Source organism: Yersinia sp. IP36721, from assembly GCF_003634395.1.
Taxonomy (GTDB): domain Bacteria; phylum Pseudomonadota; class Gammaproteobacteria; order Enterobacterales; family Enterobacteriaceae; genus Yersinia; species Yersinia entomophaga.
This window is the reverse complement of record NZ_QCZL01000021.1, coordinates 40,670-57,204: the sequence shown is the minus strand read 5'-3', so window position 1 is coordinate 57,204 and position 16,535 is coordinate 40,670. Positions and strand designations below refer to the sequence as shown.

Genomic DNA, 16,535 nt, shown 5'->3' with positions numbered 1-16,535 from the left:
ATGCAACTTGTCAGAAAGAAAGCTCCGCGTGGTGGCTTTTATCGAATACTGACCGAAGAAGAAAGAGCAGCTATTCACCAGGTTTGCGGTTTTCGAAATGTTCGTTCCTTAACAGAAAAGAAGCTGGCAGAAAAGGTCCTACTTGAAATGCGTCAGCATGAGCTCTGGTTCAAATGCGATTGCGGATCAGGAGATAATGTGCCAATGAATAGTGCAAACCTCCGTTCCGATACACAAACTCTATATTTCAACAGTTTCAGTTCCCCTCATGACAATAAATGCCCGCTGTTTCGTATTCATAGTAGTACAGATGATTTGTCAGGCGGTGGTACGCGGCGTACTGCAGGGTGCAAAGCGATAGATTACCGTAAGTTTTTGCCGAAGATGGAACGAGATGCCCGCATAAGTCTACCAAGCGGAAATTCCCCTCCTTTAGCGGATAAGACCCGTAGAAAACGAGTTCCAGCTATCGCCCGCCTGCTATTTACGCTAATTGAAGAGGTTGAACTTAACCAACTGTCACCAGTTTGGCCCCCCGCTAATATACCTTCACGTCAACACCTTGATGCTCTGAGGGGAATTGCTGAACGGACAGTATACGTTGGGCGAGACAATATGTTGTCGGACTTTGTGCGTTTCGAACCGTGGTTGAATCAGGCGAGGCAAGAAGATCTCATGCGACATTTGGAGCGCAGTGAACAACCTTGGCCAAAGGATAAAGAAAGAGTCTTTTATCAAATATTCATGTCCGACGATGTCTGCCGTGAATCAGTGAAGTACACTGGACCGTATACTGAAATAACGTTTACACCGGCGAAACAAGTGAGTATCAATGGGGAAAGTCAGGAGAGTAATAGAGGCCCATATTGGGTTGTCCTGATGTTCAAACGAGGTATGGACGGGGCCGTGATTTGCAGTGAGGGTTATGCTCATGCAATGTTCAGTTGGGGATGCCCTCTCCCTGTTGACAGCGAACTCGAGCGGCAAACTATACGTTCTATTCAGACCGCGTGCGAATGGATATACAAACTAAAGAATTTTGCGCCACATGAATTAAGCCTAAAGAAACCTTTATTCGATTTGGAAGTGAATCTTGAAAGTGGACAGGGATTTGTCCTACCTGATTTCATCGTGACAGCTACCTCGCCTGATGCGGGAGAAGCGCGTAACCTCATTATTGAAACCATGGGTTATTCGGATGATGAGTATGCCGAAAGAAAAGCTGGACAACATGCAGGGATGCGACGTTTAGGACATCTTTATACCGATCCTCCAAGGTGGCCTAATGAGGGAGAAAAGGTTTTTGAAAAGCATTTCTTCGGTGTATTAAAGCACCTTTGAATATCTGCAAACTTAGAAGTTATAAGCAGGCAGCCGGTCAATGACCGGCTTTTCCCTGGAGTTGCTTTTTTGCTAGTTAACACATTATGTTTAGGGATACTAAACAACTTGGATGTTAAGTGATGCTAAACATGTCGTCAATGTTTCTATGACGACTTGCTATGGTTCCTATTAGACTGAAATCTGCTCGGTTACATGCCAAACTTACCCAGGAACAACTAGGGGTATTGGCTGGTATCGATGAATCCACCGCTCGGTCACGTATTTCACAATATGAAAACGGAACCTATACACCTACATTTTTAACCGCATGTGCAATAGCTCGGGTGCTAAATGTACCGGAATGCTACTTCTATATCTTAGATGATGAGTTTGCAGAACAGGTTTTACTGCTACATCAAGCGTAAACCGCCCTCGCCTACTTCATTTCGTTTGAATTCGCACCCGAATGATATCATGAAAGAATGATATCATTATTTAGTGGTGATGTAGCATTTCCCGCAAAATAATCCAATTCTCTCCACATTACTATTTTACATAGTCTTCATATTTTCATAGCCAGCGCTCCGCATTCGAGCTATTTTAGAATTGATAAAGAAAAATGATTTCATGAAATGATGATTTCATGATTTATTTCTTAGCTTATATCTATTTTAAAAAACAATGACATGCAAGTAATGATAACATTAAATCATGATAGCATGCTTTGGTGCTTTCATTTGTTCTAGTGCCATGTCATTATAACTCGCAGTAAAACATGAAATAATGAAAGGATGATATCATGATGATTTCTTGTGTGGGCCAAAAAGGTGGTGGTTCTAAAAGCGCAACGGCAAGAACGTTGGCGGTGGGATTTACTGATGCTGGTTGGAAAACGCACCTGGCTGATATCGATGAAAAACAGCAAACATCATTCAAGTGGTGCAAGCGTCGTGAAGATGCCGGATTGAGTACAATAGACTGCGCTCTTTATCGCAGAGTAGATACTGCGGTTAAATTTCAAGATCAATTCCATCTTGTCATCATCGATGGACGTCCCGCAGCAGAGTCCACATCTCTTGATGTAGCTATGGAGTCCGATCTTGTTATTGTCTCAACGGGGACGACTATTGATGATCTTGAACCGTCCTTGGAACTTGCTCGAGAATTGGTGAAAAAGGGAATAGCGCTTGAGAAAATAGTATTTTCTGTTGCTAAATCACCTTCGGATGCTGAGGGGGTTAAAGCTCAAGAGACTATCCGAGCTTGGGGATTCAGGGTATTAAATACCGTAATACCTTTCAAAGCGGGCTATGGTAGTGCGCTCGATGCAGGAAGAGCATTATTTGAAACACCATTTAAATCATTAAATGCCACAGCAAAAGGCATGGTGGAAGAAATACATGATATCATTAATTCATGATATCATGTATTAATGATTTAATTGTTTCATGACAAATATAGGTACTGCAATGAAAACGCCAAAAACCAGCATCAAGCTAGCCCCACCTTCTTTAAACGAACCTACATTGGATGTGACAGGTAAAGGGGCATTGCCAGATACTCATGTAAAACCAATTCAAATAAAGGTGCCCGTTAGTAAGCATAAAGAAATGAAAGCTTATGCTGCGGAGCAAGGTATATCTATGACGGATATGCTTTTGGCTGGTTATGATATGTATAGACAAAAAATGAATTAATGAAATCATGCTTTCATTAATTCATTTTTTCATGTTTTTGAGGGTGGCAGATGCAGAACGAAACTCTAGTAAACATGTTGTGTTTATCAAGGACATCTAGTTGTAATACAACAACGACGATTTATCAGGATATGAGAACCTTTGTAAGAGGCCCTGTAAGTGACCCTAAATTTCCACGTACCAAAGTACGCAGGTATTTATCTCAATACGGTTTTCGCGGTAGTAAGCTGAATACGGAAGTAGAACGTATTTGCACACTTAATATCCCAAAAGGCGATTGGAAGTATCCGTATGGTTGGTCAGAACAAGATTTAAGTGGTCCAATGCGGCGTATGTTCGGACGTAAACGACGCAGAAATTTGGTTATGCTTGATGAGTTTCATATGTGATATATAAATAATCATTAAATCATTAAATCATGATTTAATGATGAGATAGCCTCAATCAAACTTATAGTCGGGCTTTTGGCAAATCTCTCCAGCGAGTAGTATAAGCAGGGGAGAGCATTTCTCGCCTCATTTTCCATACTTTTTCTATCCCTTGCCCCGCAAACCAAATCCTTCCCAGACCCGTTTGGTTAATACGGTCGATAGCTTTCATCAACTGCTCACTGTTGGCTTTGGGATGCGAATCGTCAAACATGTCTATTTGCCCAGGACGGCTACAAAAATCGTTTAATATAATTCCCGCCTTTTGATATCGATACCCCTCTTTCCATATCGTATCTAAACCGCGCATGGCGGCGGCAACGATATCGCGAGTGTCTTGTGTAGCCAACAGCAGAGTTTGATTAGCATTATTTCCGTAATACGGTTCAGGAGAGTAGGGGCTGCAACGTATAAAAACACTAATTTGCCTACAATATTGGTGTTCCTGACGCAACTTCTCAGCTGCACGCTCAGCATACTGAAAGACAGCCTGACGCATATCTTGCAATTGTGTAACTCGCTCACCAAACGAACGGCTAACGATGATCTGCTCTTTTGCTGACAGGTTTTCTATTGAAATACAGTCAATCCCATTCAGTTCTCTGCAGGTTCGTTCCAAGACAACGCCAAATGTTTTGCGTATCAATTGCAAATTGCTGTCGGCCAGCTGCAGGGCGGTCTTAATTCCCATACTATTAAGACGAGCGGATATTTTTCTCCCTACGCCCCATACATCACCTACGGGTACAAGAGCCATTAACTTTCTTTGGCGTTCTCGGTCAGTTAACACAACCACACCTTGTGTTGCTGGCCATTTCTTAGCAGCATAGTTGGCCAGCTTCATTAAAGTTAGCGTTTGAGCAACGCCAATGCCGGTATTTAACCCTATCTCCTTTAAAACACGCTGTTGTACCAGGCGACCAAATACTTCTAGTGGCATGACAGATTCCATCCCTTGAATATTCATCACCGCTTCATCGATTGAATAAATTGTCAGTTTCGGCGCCATACTTTCTAGTAACGTCATGACTCGGTTAGATATATTCCCATACAAGGCATAATTGGAACTGAAAACAGTAACATTATGTTTTTTAATTATATTTTTTATTTCAAAGTAGGGCTGGCCTCGCTTAATTCCCAGGAACTTTGCTTCTTTATTCAAGGCCGCGCAGGCACCATCATTATTTGTAAGGACAATTACCGGCTTGCCTTTCAGGTCGGGCCTGAAAAGTTGCTCACATGCGCAATAAAACGCATTAGCATCACACAATAGGTACATTACTTTGTCCGGTGGATGGCATAAGTTACAACGCCAAAAATCTCCAGTTGATCTGGTTCGACATAAATCGGGCTGTAGGCTGGATTCATTGGCATTAAACACAGAGTAGGGCGGGTGCAAAGTTGTTTAACGGTAAATTCTCCATCTAAAGCAGCGATAACAATATCGCCATGTTCTGCTTGAAGAGATTTGTCGACCACAAGAAGATCGCCAGAAAGGATGCCCGCTTGAACCATCGATTCCCCCTGTGCAATCAAATAGAACGTAGACACAGGATGAGGCACGCAGTAATCGTTTAGATCTAAGGATTGCTCAATATGGTCCTGGGCTGGAGAGGGAAATCCGGCCACACAGTGATCGGCAAATAATGGAATAGTTGAAGTTGGTAAATCGATGCCCGCTGAGGATAGGAATTGAATTTTCATTGTGTGGCTCATTATTACTGTTTATGCATACAGTAATAATAACCAGAACTATCTCAATAGCAAGCAAGAGAACTACGTCACATCAGGTCTTAGACCTAACATAATAATTTCAGAACAAATTAACTTCCGGCTATTCCTGCAATTCTCCGTTTACGCATTTTCTTATTCTCCCGCCCCGCTAAACAGTTCCACCGCCAGGCATGACAACAAGTGTGCGCTATCGCCGTCTACTACATCCGTTCTCACTCCCTGCGGTCGTTGCGCTGCGGCTTTGCAGACGCACTTGCAATCACGCTTATCTGGCAGAGGCCCTGACGCTTTACGGCGCGAGAAACAGAAAACTCGCGATTAACAGCAAAGGGGAATACACCAGATGAAGATTCATAACGCCGAAATACCGGGCAACTCATTAAATTTAGGCCACCTGTTCTCACGTTCACCACTTCAAAACCTGTTTGATCCGTCGAACCGGCGCCCTGGTGTGTCAGCAGCTCAGTATCGCAAGGAGTTTGTCTCTATTTTTAAACACCTGGCCCCCCATCATCATCGCTTTGAGGTGTTTCGTGATTTTGTTCATGCAGGGGCTATCGCTATTCAGAATGCTTTTTTAAAGTCTGATGAGTTAGAGCAAGAATACTTTGTCATTGAAAAACGCTTAGGCAAAGAGAATATGAGTCAGTTATCTCAATTGCTAATGTGCGTAATTGGTGCTCTAGACGCAGAACCGAGTGATTTTCTGGGGAGTCTCTATATGGAATTAGAGTTTAGTGCATCCAGCTTAGGGCAATTCTTTACCCCTTATCCATTATCGAAAATGATGGCAGCGTTAACGATGTCTGACGCAGTACAGAACTTAACCAAACGCCCCTTTATTACGTACAATGAACCGGCCTGTGGTGCTGGCGGGATGGCTATTGCCGCCGCGATGTATATGCGTGAAAACGGGTATAACCCTCAAGAGCAAGTTTTTATGGTTTGTACAGACCTTGATGGCATGGTTGCTGATATGTGTTACATCCAGTTGTCGTTGCTGGGTATCCCTGCTCAGGTTATTACTGGTAATACACTCACATTGACAGTGAATAGAACTTTTTACACCCCTTTTTGGTATCTGGGAGGGTGGGAAGAGAAGTTAAAACACGCTGAAGCCGTTGAGCGGATAATGACGATATTCTCCCGCCTACAAGCCGCTTAATACTTTAAATACAAAAGTGATATATAGAAGTCATATATCACTTTGATTTAGAGTAATTGATAATAGTAACTTTATATTTTACATTGTGTAACTTTTAATGATACAATGCATGTACGGAATGGAATGACGGAACAGACAATGATTAAGTCTTTTCGGGATAAAAACCTAGAACTGTTCTACATGGAAAGTAAACGAGATCGCGCGATACCGGCAACAATAGAGCGCCAGTTAGCGAAGAAGCTCGATATGTTGGCCGCCGCACATAATGAGCGAGATTTGTTTATTCCAACCAGTAATTACTACAAACGTCTCTCAGGGCAGTTTGATGGCTGGTCAAGTATGAGAGTCAATATTCAATGGCGGTTAATGTTTCAATGGAAAGACGGATATGCTGAAAGCATCTACCTCGATCCTCATCAAGACACCTAGCAGGGGGATTTATGCTTGATACCACGACTCGCGAACCTACTACGGTAGGCGAAATTTTGCAGGAAGAGTTTTTAACCCCATTAGCCATTGGGCAGGAAGAACTGGCCGACATTATGGGGGTGACTCGCGCAACGGTTAACCGTTTGTGCAAAGGCCGTCGTCGTCTGACTGTAGAGGAAGCGACGCTGTTTTCTGAGTTGTTTGAGACGACGCCCGAATTTTGGTTGAACCTCCAAGCCGCTCATGACCGTTGGGAAGCACGAGAAGCGCTTCAAAAACATAAGCGACCCCCAATGCGTCCTATCATGGAAATGTTGGGACGGCGTATCTCACACGCCTGATCCTGCCAAATAGAAACCGCTCAGATGAGCGGTTTTTTTCATCCCAAATCTGCCCATTTTCCTTTATTGGCCAGAACCGGCGTTGAGCCGGCACTGACCAATATACCCCCCGCTTGCGACGAGCTTCGCTCGTGCCGCTCTCACTGCTGGCACTGATGTGCCAGCGTCTGGGAAAGCCAGGCTAAAGCCCGGCCTTTCTGGTGATCCCCTTTACTTTGGCAATAGCGCTGTGAGTCTTTCGCCGTGACAGACGCTATGCCGGGGCGCAGTCAGCGCAAGGGTTCGCTGGCGCCGGCTACGCCGCCCTTGCACTGCCTGCTTATACCCCGTCTCGGTCTTAATGTCACAGCGCCAGACACCCCGCGCCGGCAAAAGCCAAAAGGGGTATACACCAGAAGAAAGTCGAAACGAGAGGGTTTTATGACTACAACACTGAGAGATGCATTGGTCGCCCTGATTGGGCCCGAAGCGGGGAGCACCCCGTACAGAACGGATGAAGAAGATAACCTGGCCCGCAGTACGTTAGCGGCCCGGGCTTTATTGAATTTTATGGATAACAGTCAATGCGATGAAATCGATGTTGAGTCGGTATTCAGTGATCTTATCGCTGATTTGTTTCATCTGGGAGCATTGTTGCATCGGCAGGGGCTGTACACCGATTTTGGTCTGTGGGAAGAACGTGTTCTTGTTCGCGCGATGAATCATTTCCAGGCAGAAACGGGCATTGAGATTTATGTTAAGGGTGCGCATCCTGATGCCGCTTGCTCACTGCTGCTTTACATCAACAATAAAAAATCAACACAACACGTCGCGATAATGGCCAGTCAATTAGCCGCAGAGTTATCACTCATTATTAAAAATGTTGAGGGGTTGCCAACGGCGAATGCACTTCTGGCGGTTGTCAGTGAATGCCATAAATAGTCGTATGGCCAGAATAAGGGCATGCATTTAGCCCTTTCCCCCTTGTTCAAGACGGTATCAGGGCAAGGGGGATACTGGGCACGCATAATTAATGTTACTCATTCTGAGTAGCATTGAAAGCAATTTTACGCTACCAATAATACAAATAAACTCTATTTGAGTATATTAATTGACGCATATCGAGTAATAAGCATTGATTTCCAACATCACTCATCTATAATTAGACTCAAATTGAGTAACTTAAAAGGGCACTGAAATGAAACATATTTGCTGTGACGACGGCTCCACTAATGTAAAGCTGGCCTGGTTTGATAATGACAACCTCAACACTTTCCTCTCCCCCAACTCTTTTCGCCCCGGTTGGAAAATCGAAGGCATGGGAAGCCGACGCACGTTCAACTATCAAGTTGATGGCGTGAAATACACCTTTGATGACGTTAGTCACCAGGCAATCAGCACAACTAATATTGAATATCAGTACAGTGATACCAACTTGTTGGCGGTGCATCATGCTTTGCTCAACAGCGGCTTGGAACCCCAGGCGGTTAAATTGACAGTAACATTGCCTATCAGTGAGTTTTATACCGAGGACTGCCAGAAAAACACGGTGAATATTCAACGTAAAATTGAGAATCTTTTACGGTCGGTAGTGCTGAATAAAGGTCAATGCTTTGATATTTCGGCAGTTGAAGTGATGCCGGAATCATTACCCGCTGTTTTCTCTGCATTGGCCCGTGAGAATGTCGGGCCGCTTGAAACCTCACTTGTCATTGATTTAGGCGGTACGACGCTCGATGCAGGGGTGATTGTTGGCCAGTTCGATGACGTAACGGCAATCCATGGCAACCCGATGATCGGTGTTTCACTGGTGACGCAGGCTACCTTAACGGCATTACGTATCGCGGAGAGTGATACCAGTGCATTCGTAGCCGATACGGTTATCCAGCGTCGTCACGACCGGGAGTTTTTATCTCAGGTTATCAATGACGGCTCGCGGGTTGATAATGTGATTGATACGATTGAGACAGCGATCAGTCGCCTGGGTGACCGTGTTGTGAATGAATTAGCCCGATTCCGTCATGTCAACCGGGTATGGCTGGTCGGTGGGGGCGCCCCACTGATAGAATCAGCGATACGAAATGCCTGGAAATTACCTGCAGAACGGATAACGCTAGTTCCCAATCCGCAATGTGCCTTGGTCAATGAAATGGCGTTGTTTAAGCTAAAGGGGTAACAGAACGTGAGCGAGAAAAGCAGTGATAACCGCCGGAAATTTACCTGCTATCTGCAACTGGATAGTGAAGCTGATCGCCATGCGTTGGACGTCGTTGAGTCCATATCACAGCGGGTAAGGGGGGATTTCTTGCGTAATGCCGTTATTACGACAGCAGCACTGCATCAGCTCGACCCTCGGTTGCCGGTGCTATTGGCCACCCTGTTTAATGGCCAGTTGACGGCTGATCAACTGGTCAACTTGCTGACTCAAACTACCGGATGGAAACCCAGCCAGGCGGATATTCGCGACGTGATCGCCTCATTAGGGGCGGTCGACATTGCCCCTAATGAGGCGGCAGTCCATAAGGAAGATGAACCCAACTCAGATGGACTGGAAAATATTCGTAAAAAGATGGATAAGCTCATTTGAATTGTAGAAAAATAAGCAAAAATTTCCCTTTCCATTACTAAAAAGGTGCAAAAATTGCTTAAAATTCATTAAATTTATGGAACACAGGAGCCGTATTAAATGACTGGCTACGACTTGCGATTATGGCGATCTGGACAATTTTGGACGCGAGATGAGGTTAGATCAATTCGCATCGGAAGTCGGTGGCGTCAGGAGGATGCTGCGGAGCAACTTGGCGTAACCCTGCGAACCTATCGCACTTATGAACAATATACGCCACCATTAGTGGTTGAGCTAGGTGTGCAAATTTTATCACTTCAAACCATGTTATCAGAGTTGGCCAGATTGCCTTTCGATCAGGCAATAAATCGTTTGCGAACTCTGACGGGGTGCACTAAACAAGAGCTCGGGATCATGCCGACTTATCAGGTAGTGATGCCATCGTTAGGGTTAAAACAGTGGCGCTCAGCTCTAAAGTGGACTCAGGTACAGGTTGCGGAAAAGTTAGGGGTCACTATTCGGACCTATAAGAGCTATGAACAAGGATCCTACAAGCTTCCACGGCGGGTTATATTGGCTATTCAGGCACTGACATTGTTGGTTATGCTTCCCCAACTGGCGAATGGCCAACCTGATGATCTCCTGCCACAACTCCTGTTGCTGTTACAAACCGACGGGGCATAGCCCGTCGTTTTATGGTGGCCAAACACCGGCCACAGAAAGGATACCCGACCTTGTCGGGTCCCCCATGGACGATATTCTGCCCGATCAACGAAATCCCCCTTACGCCGTGCCCTGACACTAATCCGGGCCACGGTTCCCACAAGGGGATGCTACGCCAGCCCTTCACCCGTTCGCACTCCCTCCCTGCGGTCATTCGCTTGCGCGTGCGGCTTCCAGTTCTGCCCTTGTAAAATCCGTTATTTGCCCGTCTTGGTTTAGGGGCACGGCGTAGGCCGCTACCTTAATCTGATAACTCGGAGCGAATGTCATGAGCAATTTTATCCCTCTTCACGTCCAGCAAGCCCCCGTTTACGTTTTGTCATTGGAAAGTACCCCGTTTTCCCGCTCGATATCTGACGATGATTGCTGTGCCTGGTGCCGACATCTTTTATATCGCCCAGGGGAACTGAGTCTGTGTCAGTTACATAACATGCATGATTGGCCTGCGCGGTTTAATGAAGATGGATATGCCCTGGACTGCGAGCAGCAGCTGGCGTGTCGTTAAGCTATTGGCAGGCCTGCCTGGAGCGGGCCTGTTTCCTTTATCCAGGGATGTGAGTACTGATTTTTCAGGCTACGGACATGACCGGCCTCGAACCGGTCATGTCCGAGGTGACAATATCGACACTATCCTCGTTTGTAGTCAGGCAAACCGCCCTATGGGCGGGGGTTTTAAATAGATTTTGTGTCGTTTGGGGCTTACGCCGTAGCCCGAACGTAGCCGGGCCGCTGCGCCAGCAAGGGGTCGCTATGCCCGTATCCTCACCCGTTCGCACTCCTTCCCTGCGGTCATTCGCTTGCGCGTGCGGCCTCCGGTCCGGCCCCTGCCTGCTCCACTTTTCGCCCGTCTGTGTTGTGGCTACGGCGCAAGCCGTTATCCGATAACCTTTAGATGGGAGTATGTAACATGCCAAATTGGTGCGCGAACCGGTTAATTGTGACCGGCAGTAAAGAACAGCTCGATGCCGTTGAAGCTTTTGCGCTGGGTGAGATGCCGCACAAGTATGAAATGGCCATCAAGCAGAGTATTCGTCTATTTGTCGCCGGATGCGCTGGTCTGCTGCAGACGGTGGATGGCTCGGAATATACGCCATATCGGGATCTTACCTCTACGGGGCGAGGAGTGATCTCGCCAGAAAATTTGGCGTTTACCGAGTGGGTCACGTTGCTATTGAATAACGTAGAACTGGATGACACAGCTTGCACATATATTGACCGGCTATATGGACAAAGCGGGATAGGGGATAAGAGATGGGAAACCTTACCCGATGCGGCTCAGGAGACTATTGAGTCATTGTTTAAAGAAAAGGGATACGACTGGTTTAATTGTACAGTATCAGGGACATCGCCATCTTATTCAGAATATTGGGATCTCCCTTTATCTATCGATAATGGACAGCCGTTTGATATGCGGTCGTTGTTGCCTACACGGCTCGCGAATGAGGTCAATGGCTTTAATGGCCGACTTCTGGCGAATATCAGTAGCAGTTGTAGCCTATATCTCAGTCTGTACGAGGTTAAATGGCCAACAGCTTGTAGCCTTGATGTCTTCGGGGAAACATGTGAATTAACGTTAGATTTTGATACTCCTTGGGGACCCCCGTCAAATGATGTGTTAAGTGCGTTGAGTCGTCAATTTGACTGTGATGTTATGCACTATTTCAGTGAATCAGGGTGTGGGTTCTGTGGGTATGGCGAATATAACAAGGGAGATTTGGTTGATGGAGCGAATGATAATATCGAGTTTGAAGAGTTTATGGGGGATGATGGATATGAGTATTCCCGCGAAATTGGACCGGAATATATTATAGATAACCTCCCCCATTTTGGTGGCTAAAACTGATGAGCGTCCCTATGGGGCGCTCTTTTCTCGATTTAAGCCTCGTCCTGCCCGGTTAACTGCGAAAACGGACGCCATCGAGAGCGTCCGCTATCGTTCCCTTTGCTATGTGCAAAGGGACGGTAGCTTGGCCACTGCAGGCAGTGGCGGTTATTAAATCTATTTCTTCTGCAATATTGTCGTTGTGACGGCTAACGCCGTGCCTTCACTTTAGACGGGCCGCTACGGCTGCAAGGGTTCGCTTCGCCGCTATCCTCACCCGTTCGCACTCATCCACTCAGTGTTCTTCCCGTTGCCCGCTCGTTCAATATTCACTCGCTGGCCGTCCAGTCCACTTCGCTCCTTCGCTTGCGCTGCGGCTTCCGGTAGCGCCCCTGCATCCTCCACTTTGCGCCCGTCTGTCGTGTCGGCACGGCGTAAGCCGGTGTTGTTATCCCACAACCTGCGGAGGAATTTACATGAGCACGATTTCACCTTCTGTCTATGTCGGCACGTACCATAAATACAACTGTGGCAGCATTGCTGGCCAGTGGTTGGATCTGACTGATTTTGACAGTGAAGAGGATTTTTACGCCGCTTGCAGCAAGATCCACTGCGACGAATCTGACCCAGAGTTGATGTTTCAGGATTGGGAAGGAATACCGTCAAAGCACGCTTCTGAATCCCATGTTGACTGGACATTTATTGAAGCGTTCAGACAAGCTGGGGAAGAAGGGCGGAGCGAGGCATTTGTGGCTTGGGCTGAATACTCAGGAGAGTGTGATTTCGATAAATTTCAGGATGCATATATCGGGGAGGCGGGAAGTGAGGAAGACTACGCCCGCGAATACGTGGAGGAATCTGGTCTACTCAGTGAAGTTCCAGACTGTCTTCAGAATTATATCGACTTTGAAGCATACGCGCGGGATCTGTTTACCAGCGGCCTGACTTTTTATAGTGGTTTTGTTTTCACATCCTGACACTGTAAAGCGGCAAGAAGAACCTTGCCGCTAAGGACATTACATGCAACTCAAACCAGAAAGCCGTGACATCCTCAGACAGTATAAAAACCTGATCAATGAGCGTAGAAAGGCCAATGAACTGGCCCCCGTCACTACCGCGCAGATTGTCGATTCAATGTGTGAATATTTAACGTGGCAGGCATCAGTTTACATTTGTAACCAATTTATCATTCAAGGGGGGAATGGAAAACTCCCGGATGCATAAAGAACGAGGCAGGGGGACCTGCCAAATGCCGCGCAAAACCCTGGCAGGCTTCGCCTGCCGTAATGCGCCTAACGGCGCTACGCGTACTGATTCTTAGCATACTATTGATTGCTTATAGCGACTCAGTGAACCGCAGAATATCAATGGAAACAAATAGCTAAAATTTTATATCTGACTGTTATTTATTGAATTTATAATGATTAATTTCATTATTCGCCTGGTGAAAGTAGACCCGAAAACCTTGCTTGCCACCTCCGGCTGCTGACCGGCTGGCGCCGTTCAACAGTCGAGCCACACTCCGCCAAGCAGTGGCTACGCCCCTGCAGTCTCCGCCGAACCCCTACAGGTTTCGGGCCATTCGGCTAGTGTCTGATGGATAACGTCAAATTCCACCCCGCAGCTGGCTATTGCCAGCGCCATCACCGCCCCGGCGATAACCCCTCCGGGGCTGCAAGGACGCCACGCCGTTTCGTCGTGTCGCGGTGTGTGCATTCTATTTGCTTGTTCGGTGTGTTATCTCACGGCCAGCATCTTTGGCGGTGGGCTGTGTGTAGCACCATCCCCGTTCAAAAAACAAGGTAGGGTAAACGCCGCAAGCGGCCCCTTGTTTTCTGCCCAGGTCTGTCGCTCCTACGCCCATTGCCGCGAAAGATACTCACCGAGAGATATGAAAAACACCGAAAGGGGAGAAGCAGAATGCACACACAAATAACATCAACGTCAAAACCGCCGCTTCAAGAGCCTACCGAAAGATATGGTTTTACTGAGGCAATGTTTTGGGATGTTTATCAGCATGTTATCTCTTTGGTGGGGGGGCACAGTACGGGAACAATCGAAGCGCCAGCGCTACCTGCTGATGCGGTATGTCTGACCGTCAATTGCGGCCCTGATTATTACTCGGTTTGGTTGGTCGACAGTTGGCCAGTCGCCGCCAGTGATGAACTTTGCATGATCCATTGGTGCATAAGCTACACGTAAAAAAAGCAGGGTTACCCCTGCTTATCCGGTTGTGTATGGAGTTCTAGCTTCATATACGACCTTAACAAGCAATAACTTACAGGAGTTATCACATGTCTAATATTGATACTAAAGCAACAGCCAAAGTGAAAGCAACCCCGAAAAACAGCAAGGTTGCAGCTAAGGTGAATGAAGCGCTAGCGAATACCCCAACAATTACCGTCCCACTTCATCGGTTGGTATCTACTGAACTGAATGCCCGTAAGAAAAAGTCGACTCCCGCTTCAATTGCAGGGCTGGCCGCAAGTATTGAAAGCGTTGGGTTGTTACAAAATCTTATCGTTTTTCTGACCGACGAGGGCAACTATGGTGTAGCAGGAGGGGAACGCCGACATTTGGCATTTGAACTGCTATTGAGTGAGAGCCGTTCTACTCCGGCTGGACTTGTTACCGCTGACTATCCTATTGATGTAAAAGTCTTTGATAAAAATATGGCGCGTCTGATCTCTTATACAGAAAACGGTAAGCGTGAAGATATGCACCCGGCAGACCAAGTGACCGCGTTTCGGGACATGGCTTCTGAGGGCAGAACTCCAGTACAAATTGGTAGCTTGCTGGGCTACAGCACTAAGCATGTTCAAAAATGTCTGCGTTTAGCATCAATGGCTCCCATGTTATTGGAGGCGCTGGCTAAAGATGAAATCAATCTTGACCAGCTACAAGCGTTATCTGCCAGTGAGGATCATGAGCGTCAGTCTACGGTTTGGAGTAACGCTTATGGCTATACCAAACAACCAGAATATTTGCGAAGTGAGGTTTTGAGGGGGGAGATTTCTGCTGAAAATAATGGGCAATTGGCATTTGTCGGTCGCGATGCCTACGAACAGGCTGGAGGCTCATTCAACTATGACCTGTTTACCGAAGAGGGTTTTATTTCAGATCCTGTTTTGCTTGAGCGCTTAACCCGAGAAAAACTGGCTGAAATCGCTACCATTATTTCCAGAGAAGAGGGGTGGAAGTGGGCTGAGGGTCGTATGCATCGAGTCTACAGTACGGGTGAAGATGCCGAGTTATACAGTTTATTACGCCAGCCCACGCCAATTTTTACTGATGAAGAGTCAGCGCGGATGGCAATTCTGGAACAGCTTCTCGATGCTTATGACATCGAGCATATGGCGAGTGAAGAGGATGATCTTGAAAAAAATGCTGAAAGCGATGCATGTAAGGCAGAGTTAGACGCCATTACCGTAACGGCAGACATTCGCGGATGGTCGAATGATGTACGCGCACAGTCTGGCATTGTGGCGCATTTGAATGAGGGTGAGTTAGTCATTCAGCGCGGTGTCATGTTGCTGTGTGATGTAGCACCTAGCGAAGAAACTAACGAAGAGTTGACCACTCAACAACCACAAAAAGCGCAATCAAAGCAGCTATCAGCTGTGCTGGTTAAAAGTCTTTCCTCAGAGAGAACGATGGCTGTTCAGGCCGCTTTGGCACAGCAACCTGATGTTGCACTGGCTATCTTCATTCATGATTGTATGAAGTCGGTATTTCGGAGCGACAGCTTCAAGTTAAAGACATTAGCCTTTAGTCTGCATCACAACAAATCAGCGTTAGAAAATAATGCACCTACTGTTGCCAATAGTAGGGCTATGCAGGTTCTTGAGGATATGCATATCGCCTGGGTTGCGAATTTTCCTGATGGCTGGGAAAACGACTACGAATGGCTGATGGGATGGGATAAGGCCAGCCAAATTGCTTTGCTAGCATATTGTGTTGCCGGAACATTGGACGGTGTAACGGAACAAATGAGCCGAAATAATAAAGCCGGTGAGACGTTGGAATCAGTTGAAGCCTCACTGAATTTTGACCTGCGGGATTGGTGGCAACCGACAAAAGCCAATTTCTTTGGTCGTATCAACAGAGACGGTATTTCAGATGCGTTGACTGATGCTGGATTGACGGGAGCCGCTTCTGATTCCCTGAAAATGAAAAAAGGTGATGCAGCCGAACTGGCAGAAGAGGTGATCAGTAGAACTCGTTGGATGCCAGCGTGTATCCAGCGTGATGCGGTCGAACAAACACAACCGCTTACCGAAACCTCAAATAACATTGATATTGCAGCCTAACAGGGAGATGCCGCCCTC

The 16,535-nt window shown here is 46.6% G+C and carries 20 protein-coding genes; 16 read left to right on the top strand and 4 right to left on the bottom strand.

Annotated features, from left to right (window positions below):
• The 4 genes from DBA33_RS15685 to DBA33_RS15670 all read left to right on the top strand — a co-directional run bounded on the left by DBA33_RS15685 (position 1) and on the right by DBA33_RS15670 (position 3,020).
• Entirely contained in the window at positions 1–1,341 is a 1,341-nt protein-coding gene (locus DBA33_RS15685; protein WP_120806776.1) for a hypothetical protein, read from the top strand.
• A gap of 161 nt (positions 1,342–1,502) precedes the next feature.
• A complete protein-coding gene (locus tag DBA33_RS15680) occupies positions 1,503–1,748 on the top strand; it encodes a helix-turn-helix transcriptional regulator (protein ID WP_120806775.1) in 246 nt (81 codons plus the stop codon).
• A gap of 374 nt (positions 1,749–2,122) precedes the next feature.
• Positions 2,123–2,743 (top strand): ParA family protein, encoded by a 621-nt coding sequence (locus DBA33_RS15675; RefSeq protein WP_240442713.1) that lies wholly within the window; start codon positions 2,123–2,125, stop codon positions 2,741–2,743.
• Positions 2,744–2,792: 49 nt separating this feature from the next.
• The gene (locus DBA33_RS15670) at positions 2,793–3,020 is read left to right on the top strand and encodes a hypothetical protein (RefSeq protein ID WP_120806774.1); all 228 of its coding nucleotides are present in this window, start codon (positions 2,793–2,795) and stop codon (positions 3,018–3,020) included.
• A 450-nt stretch (positions 3,021–3,470) separates the two neighbouring features.
• Here DBA33_RS15670 and umuC read toward each other — a convergent pair whose 3' ends face one another.
• Together umuC and umuD are read right to left on the bottom strand one after the other, a co-directional pair.
• Positions 3,471–4,727, bottom strand: coding sequence for a translesion error-prone DNA polymerase V subunit UmuC (umuC, locus tag DBA33_RS15665; protein ID WP_120806773.1), 1,257 nt, complete (start codon positions 4,725–4,727; stop codon positions 3,471–3,473).
• A complete protein-coding gene (gene umuD, locus DBA33_RS15660; protein ID WP_120806772.1) occupies positions 4,727–5,152 on the bottom strand; it encodes a translesion error-prone DNA polymerase V autoproteolytic subunit in 426 nt (141 codons plus the stop codon). Before umuD ends, umuC begins: the two co-directional genes overlap by 1 nt.
• Positions 5,153–5,525: 373 nt before the next feature.
• On the opposite strand from umuD, the gene DBA33_RS15655 reads away from it, so the two are divergent.
• The 8 genes from DBA33_RS15655 (at position 5,526) to DBA33_RS15615 (ending at position 12,222) form a co-directional block, all read left to right on the top strand.
• Positions 5,526–6,347, top strand: coding sequence for an N-6 DNA methylase (locus DBA33_RS15655; protein WP_120806771.1), 822 nt, complete (start codon positions 5,526–5,528; stop codon positions 6,345–6,347).
• A 138-nt stretch (positions 6,348–6,485) separates the two neighbouring features.
• Entirely contained in the window at positions 6,486–6,776 is a 291-nt protein-coding gene (locus DBA33_RS15650) for a type II toxin-antitoxin system RelE/ParE family toxin (protein ID WP_049615238.1), read from the top strand.
• Between the two features lie 11 nt (positions 6,777–6,787).
• Positions 6,788–7,117, top strand: a complete 330-nt coding sequence (locus DBA33_RS15645) for a HigA family addiction module antitoxin (protein ID WP_049615233.1) — start codon at positions 6,788–6,790, stop codon at positions 7,115–7,117.
• Between the two features lie 420 nt (positions 7,118–7,537).
• Positions 7,538–8,038: a hypothetical protein gene (locus DBA33_RS15640; protein WP_120806770.1), complete on the top strand. Its 501-nt coding sequence runs from the start codon at positions 7,538–7,540 to the stop codon at positions 8,036–8,038.
• A 256-nt stretch (positions 8,039–8,294) separates the two neighbouring features.
• Positions 8,295–9,272, top strand: a complete 978-nt coding sequence (parM, locus tag DBA33_RS15635) for a plasmid segregation protein ParM domain-containing protein (RefSeq protein ID WP_120806769.1) — start codon at positions 8,295–8,297, stop codon at positions 9,270–9,272.
• A 6-nt stretch (positions 9,273–9,278) separates the two neighbouring features.
• Positions 9,279–9,683 carry a plasmid partitioning/stability family protein gene (locus DBA33_RS15630; RefSeq protein WP_120806768.1) on the top strand — a complete coding sequence of 135 codons (405 nt, stop codon included), beginning with the start codon at positions 9,279–9,281 and terminating at the stop codon, positions 9,681–9,683.
• A gap of 99 nt (positions 9,684–9,782) precedes the next feature.
• Positions 9,783–10,346 (top strand): helix-turn-helix transcriptional regulator, encoded by a 564-nt coding sequence (locus DBA33_RS15625; RefSeq protein ID WP_120806767.1) that lies wholly within the window; start codon positions 9,783–9,785, stop codon positions 10,344–10,346.
• 946 nt (positions 10,347–11,292) lie between these two features.
• The gene (locus DBA33_RS15615; RefSeq protein WP_162975224.1) at positions 11,293–12,222 is read left to right on the top strand and encodes a DUF1281 domain-containing protein; all 930 of its coding nucleotides are present in this window, start codon (positions 11,293–11,295) and stop codon (positions 12,220–12,222) included.
• Positions 12,223–12,480: 258 nt separating this feature from the next.
• On the opposite strand, the gene DBA33_RS21175 is transcribed toward DBA33_RS15615, so the two are convergent.
• Positions 12,481–12,612: a hypothetical protein gene (locus DBA33_RS21175; RefSeq protein ID WP_276148128.1), complete on the bottom strand. Its 132-nt coding sequence runs from the start codon at positions 12,610–12,612 to the stop codon at positions 12,481–12,483.
• 65 nt (positions 12,613–12,677) lie between these two features.
• On the opposite strand from DBA33_RS21175, the gene DBA33_RS15605 reads away from it, so the two are divergent.
• Positions 12,678–13,184 (top strand): antirestriction protein ArdA, encoded by a 507-nt coding sequence (locus tag DBA33_RS15605; protein WP_120806765.1) that lies wholly within the window; start codon positions 12,678–12,680, stop codon positions 13,182–13,184.
• Positions 13,185–13,227: 43 nt separating this feature from the next.
• Positions 13,228–13,431: a hypothetical protein gene (locus DBA33_RS15600; protein ID WP_088130818.1), complete on the top strand. Its 204-nt coding sequence runs from the start codon at positions 13,228–13,230 to the stop codon at positions 13,429–13,431.
• Positions 13,432–13,743: 312 nt separating this feature from the next.
• On the opposite strand, the gene DBA33_RS20695 is transcribed toward DBA33_RS15600, so the two are convergent.
• Positions 13,744–13,923 carry a hypothetical protein gene (locus tag DBA33_RS20695; RefSeq protein WP_145560257.1) on the bottom strand — a complete coding sequence of 60 codons (180 nt, stop codon included), beginning with the start codon at positions 13,921–13,923 and terminating at the stop codon, positions 13,744–13,746.
• Between the two features lie 204 nt (positions 13,924–14,127).
• Between DBA33_RS20695 and DBA33_RS20690 the strand changes: the two genes are divergently transcribed.
• Positions 14,128–14,409, top strand: a complete 282-nt coding sequence (locus DBA33_RS20690; protein ID WP_088130816.1) for a ribulokinase — start codon at positions 14,128–14,130, stop codon at positions 14,407–14,409.
• 92 nt (positions 14,410–14,501) lie between these two features.
• Positions 14,502–16,517, top strand: coding sequence for a ParB/RepB/Spo0J family partition protein (locus DBA33_RS15595; RefSeq protein ID WP_120806764.1), 2,016 nt, complete (start codon positions 14,502–14,504; stop codon positions 16,515–16,517).
• The last annotated feature ends 18 nt before the right edge of the window (positions 16,518–16,535 follow it).

What these genes read in the sequence shown, in the direction of transcription:
- DBA33_RS15645 (WP_049615233.1), top strand. Translation starts at nt 6,788, where the DNA reads ATGCTTGATACCACGACTCGCGAACCTACTACGGTAGGCGAAATTTTG.
- DBA33_RS15655 (WP_120806771.1), top strand. Translation starts at nt 5,526, where the DNA reads ATGAAGATTCATAACGCCGAAATACCGGGCAACTCATTAAATTTAGGC.
- DBA33_RS15625 (WP_120806767.1), top strand. Translation starts at nt 9,783, where the DNA reads ATGACTGGCTACGACTTGCGATTATGGCGATCTGGACAATTTTGGACG.
- DBA33_RS15650 (WP_049615238.1), top strand. Translation starts at nt 6,486, where the DNA reads ATGATTAAGTCTTTTCGGGATAAAAACCTAGAACTGTTCTACATGGAA.
- parM (WP_120806769.1), top strand. Translation starts at nt 8,295, where the DNA reads ATGAAACATATTTGCTGTGACGACGGCTCCACTAATGTAAAGCTGGCC.
- DBA33_RS15600 (WP_088130818.1), top strand. Translation starts at nt 13,228, where the DNA reads ATGCAACTCAAACCAGAAAGCCGTGACATCCTCAGACAGTATAAAAAC.
- DBA33_RS15670 (WP_120806774.1), top strand. Translation starts at nt 2,793, where the DNA reads ATGAAAACGCCAAAAACCAGCATCAAGCTAGCCCCACCTTCTTTAAAC.
- DBA33_RS15595 (WP_120806764.1), top strand. Translation starts at nt 14,502, where the DNA reads ATGTCTAATATTGATACTAAAGCAACAGCCAAAGTGAAAGCAACCCCG.
- DBA33_RS15615 (WP_162975224.1), top strand. Translation starts at nt 11,293, where the DNA reads ATGCCAAATTGGTGCGCGAACCGGTTAATTGTGACCGGCAGTAAAGAA.
- umuC (WP_120806773.1), bottom strand. Translation starts at nt 4,727, where the DNA reads ATGTACCTATTGTGTGATGCTAATGCGTTTTATTGCGCATGTGAGCAA.
- DBA33_RS15685 (WP_120806776.1), top strand. Translation starts at nt 1, where the DNA reads ATGCAACTTGTCAGAAAGAAAGCTCCGCGTGGTGGCTTTTATCGAATA.
- DBA33_RS15680 (WP_120806775.1), top strand. Translation starts at nt 1,503, where the DNA reads ATGGTTCCTATTAGACTGAAATCTGCTCGGTTACATGCCAAACTTACC.
- DBA33_RS15640 (WP_120806770.1), top strand. Translation starts at nt 7,538, where the DNA reads ATGACTACAACACTGAGAGATGCATTGGTCGCCCTGATTGGGCCCGAA.
- DBA33_RS15675 (WP_240442713.1), top strand. Translation starts at nt 2,123, where the DNA reads ATGATGATTTCTTGTGTGGGCCAAAAAGGTGGTGGTTCTAAAAGCGCA.
- umuD (WP_120806772.1), bottom strand. Translation starts at nt 5,152, where the DNA reads ATGAAAATTCAATTCCTATCCTCAGCGGGCATCGATTTACCAACTTCA.
- DBA33_RS20690 (WP_088130816.1), top strand. Translation starts at nt 14,128, where the DNA reads ATGCACACACAAATAACATCAACGTCAAAACCGCCGCTTCAAGAGCCT.
- DBA33_RS20695 (WP_145560257.1), bottom strand. Translation starts at nt 13,923, where the DNA reads ATGCACACACCGCGACACGACGAAACGGCGTGGCGTCCTTGCAGCCCC.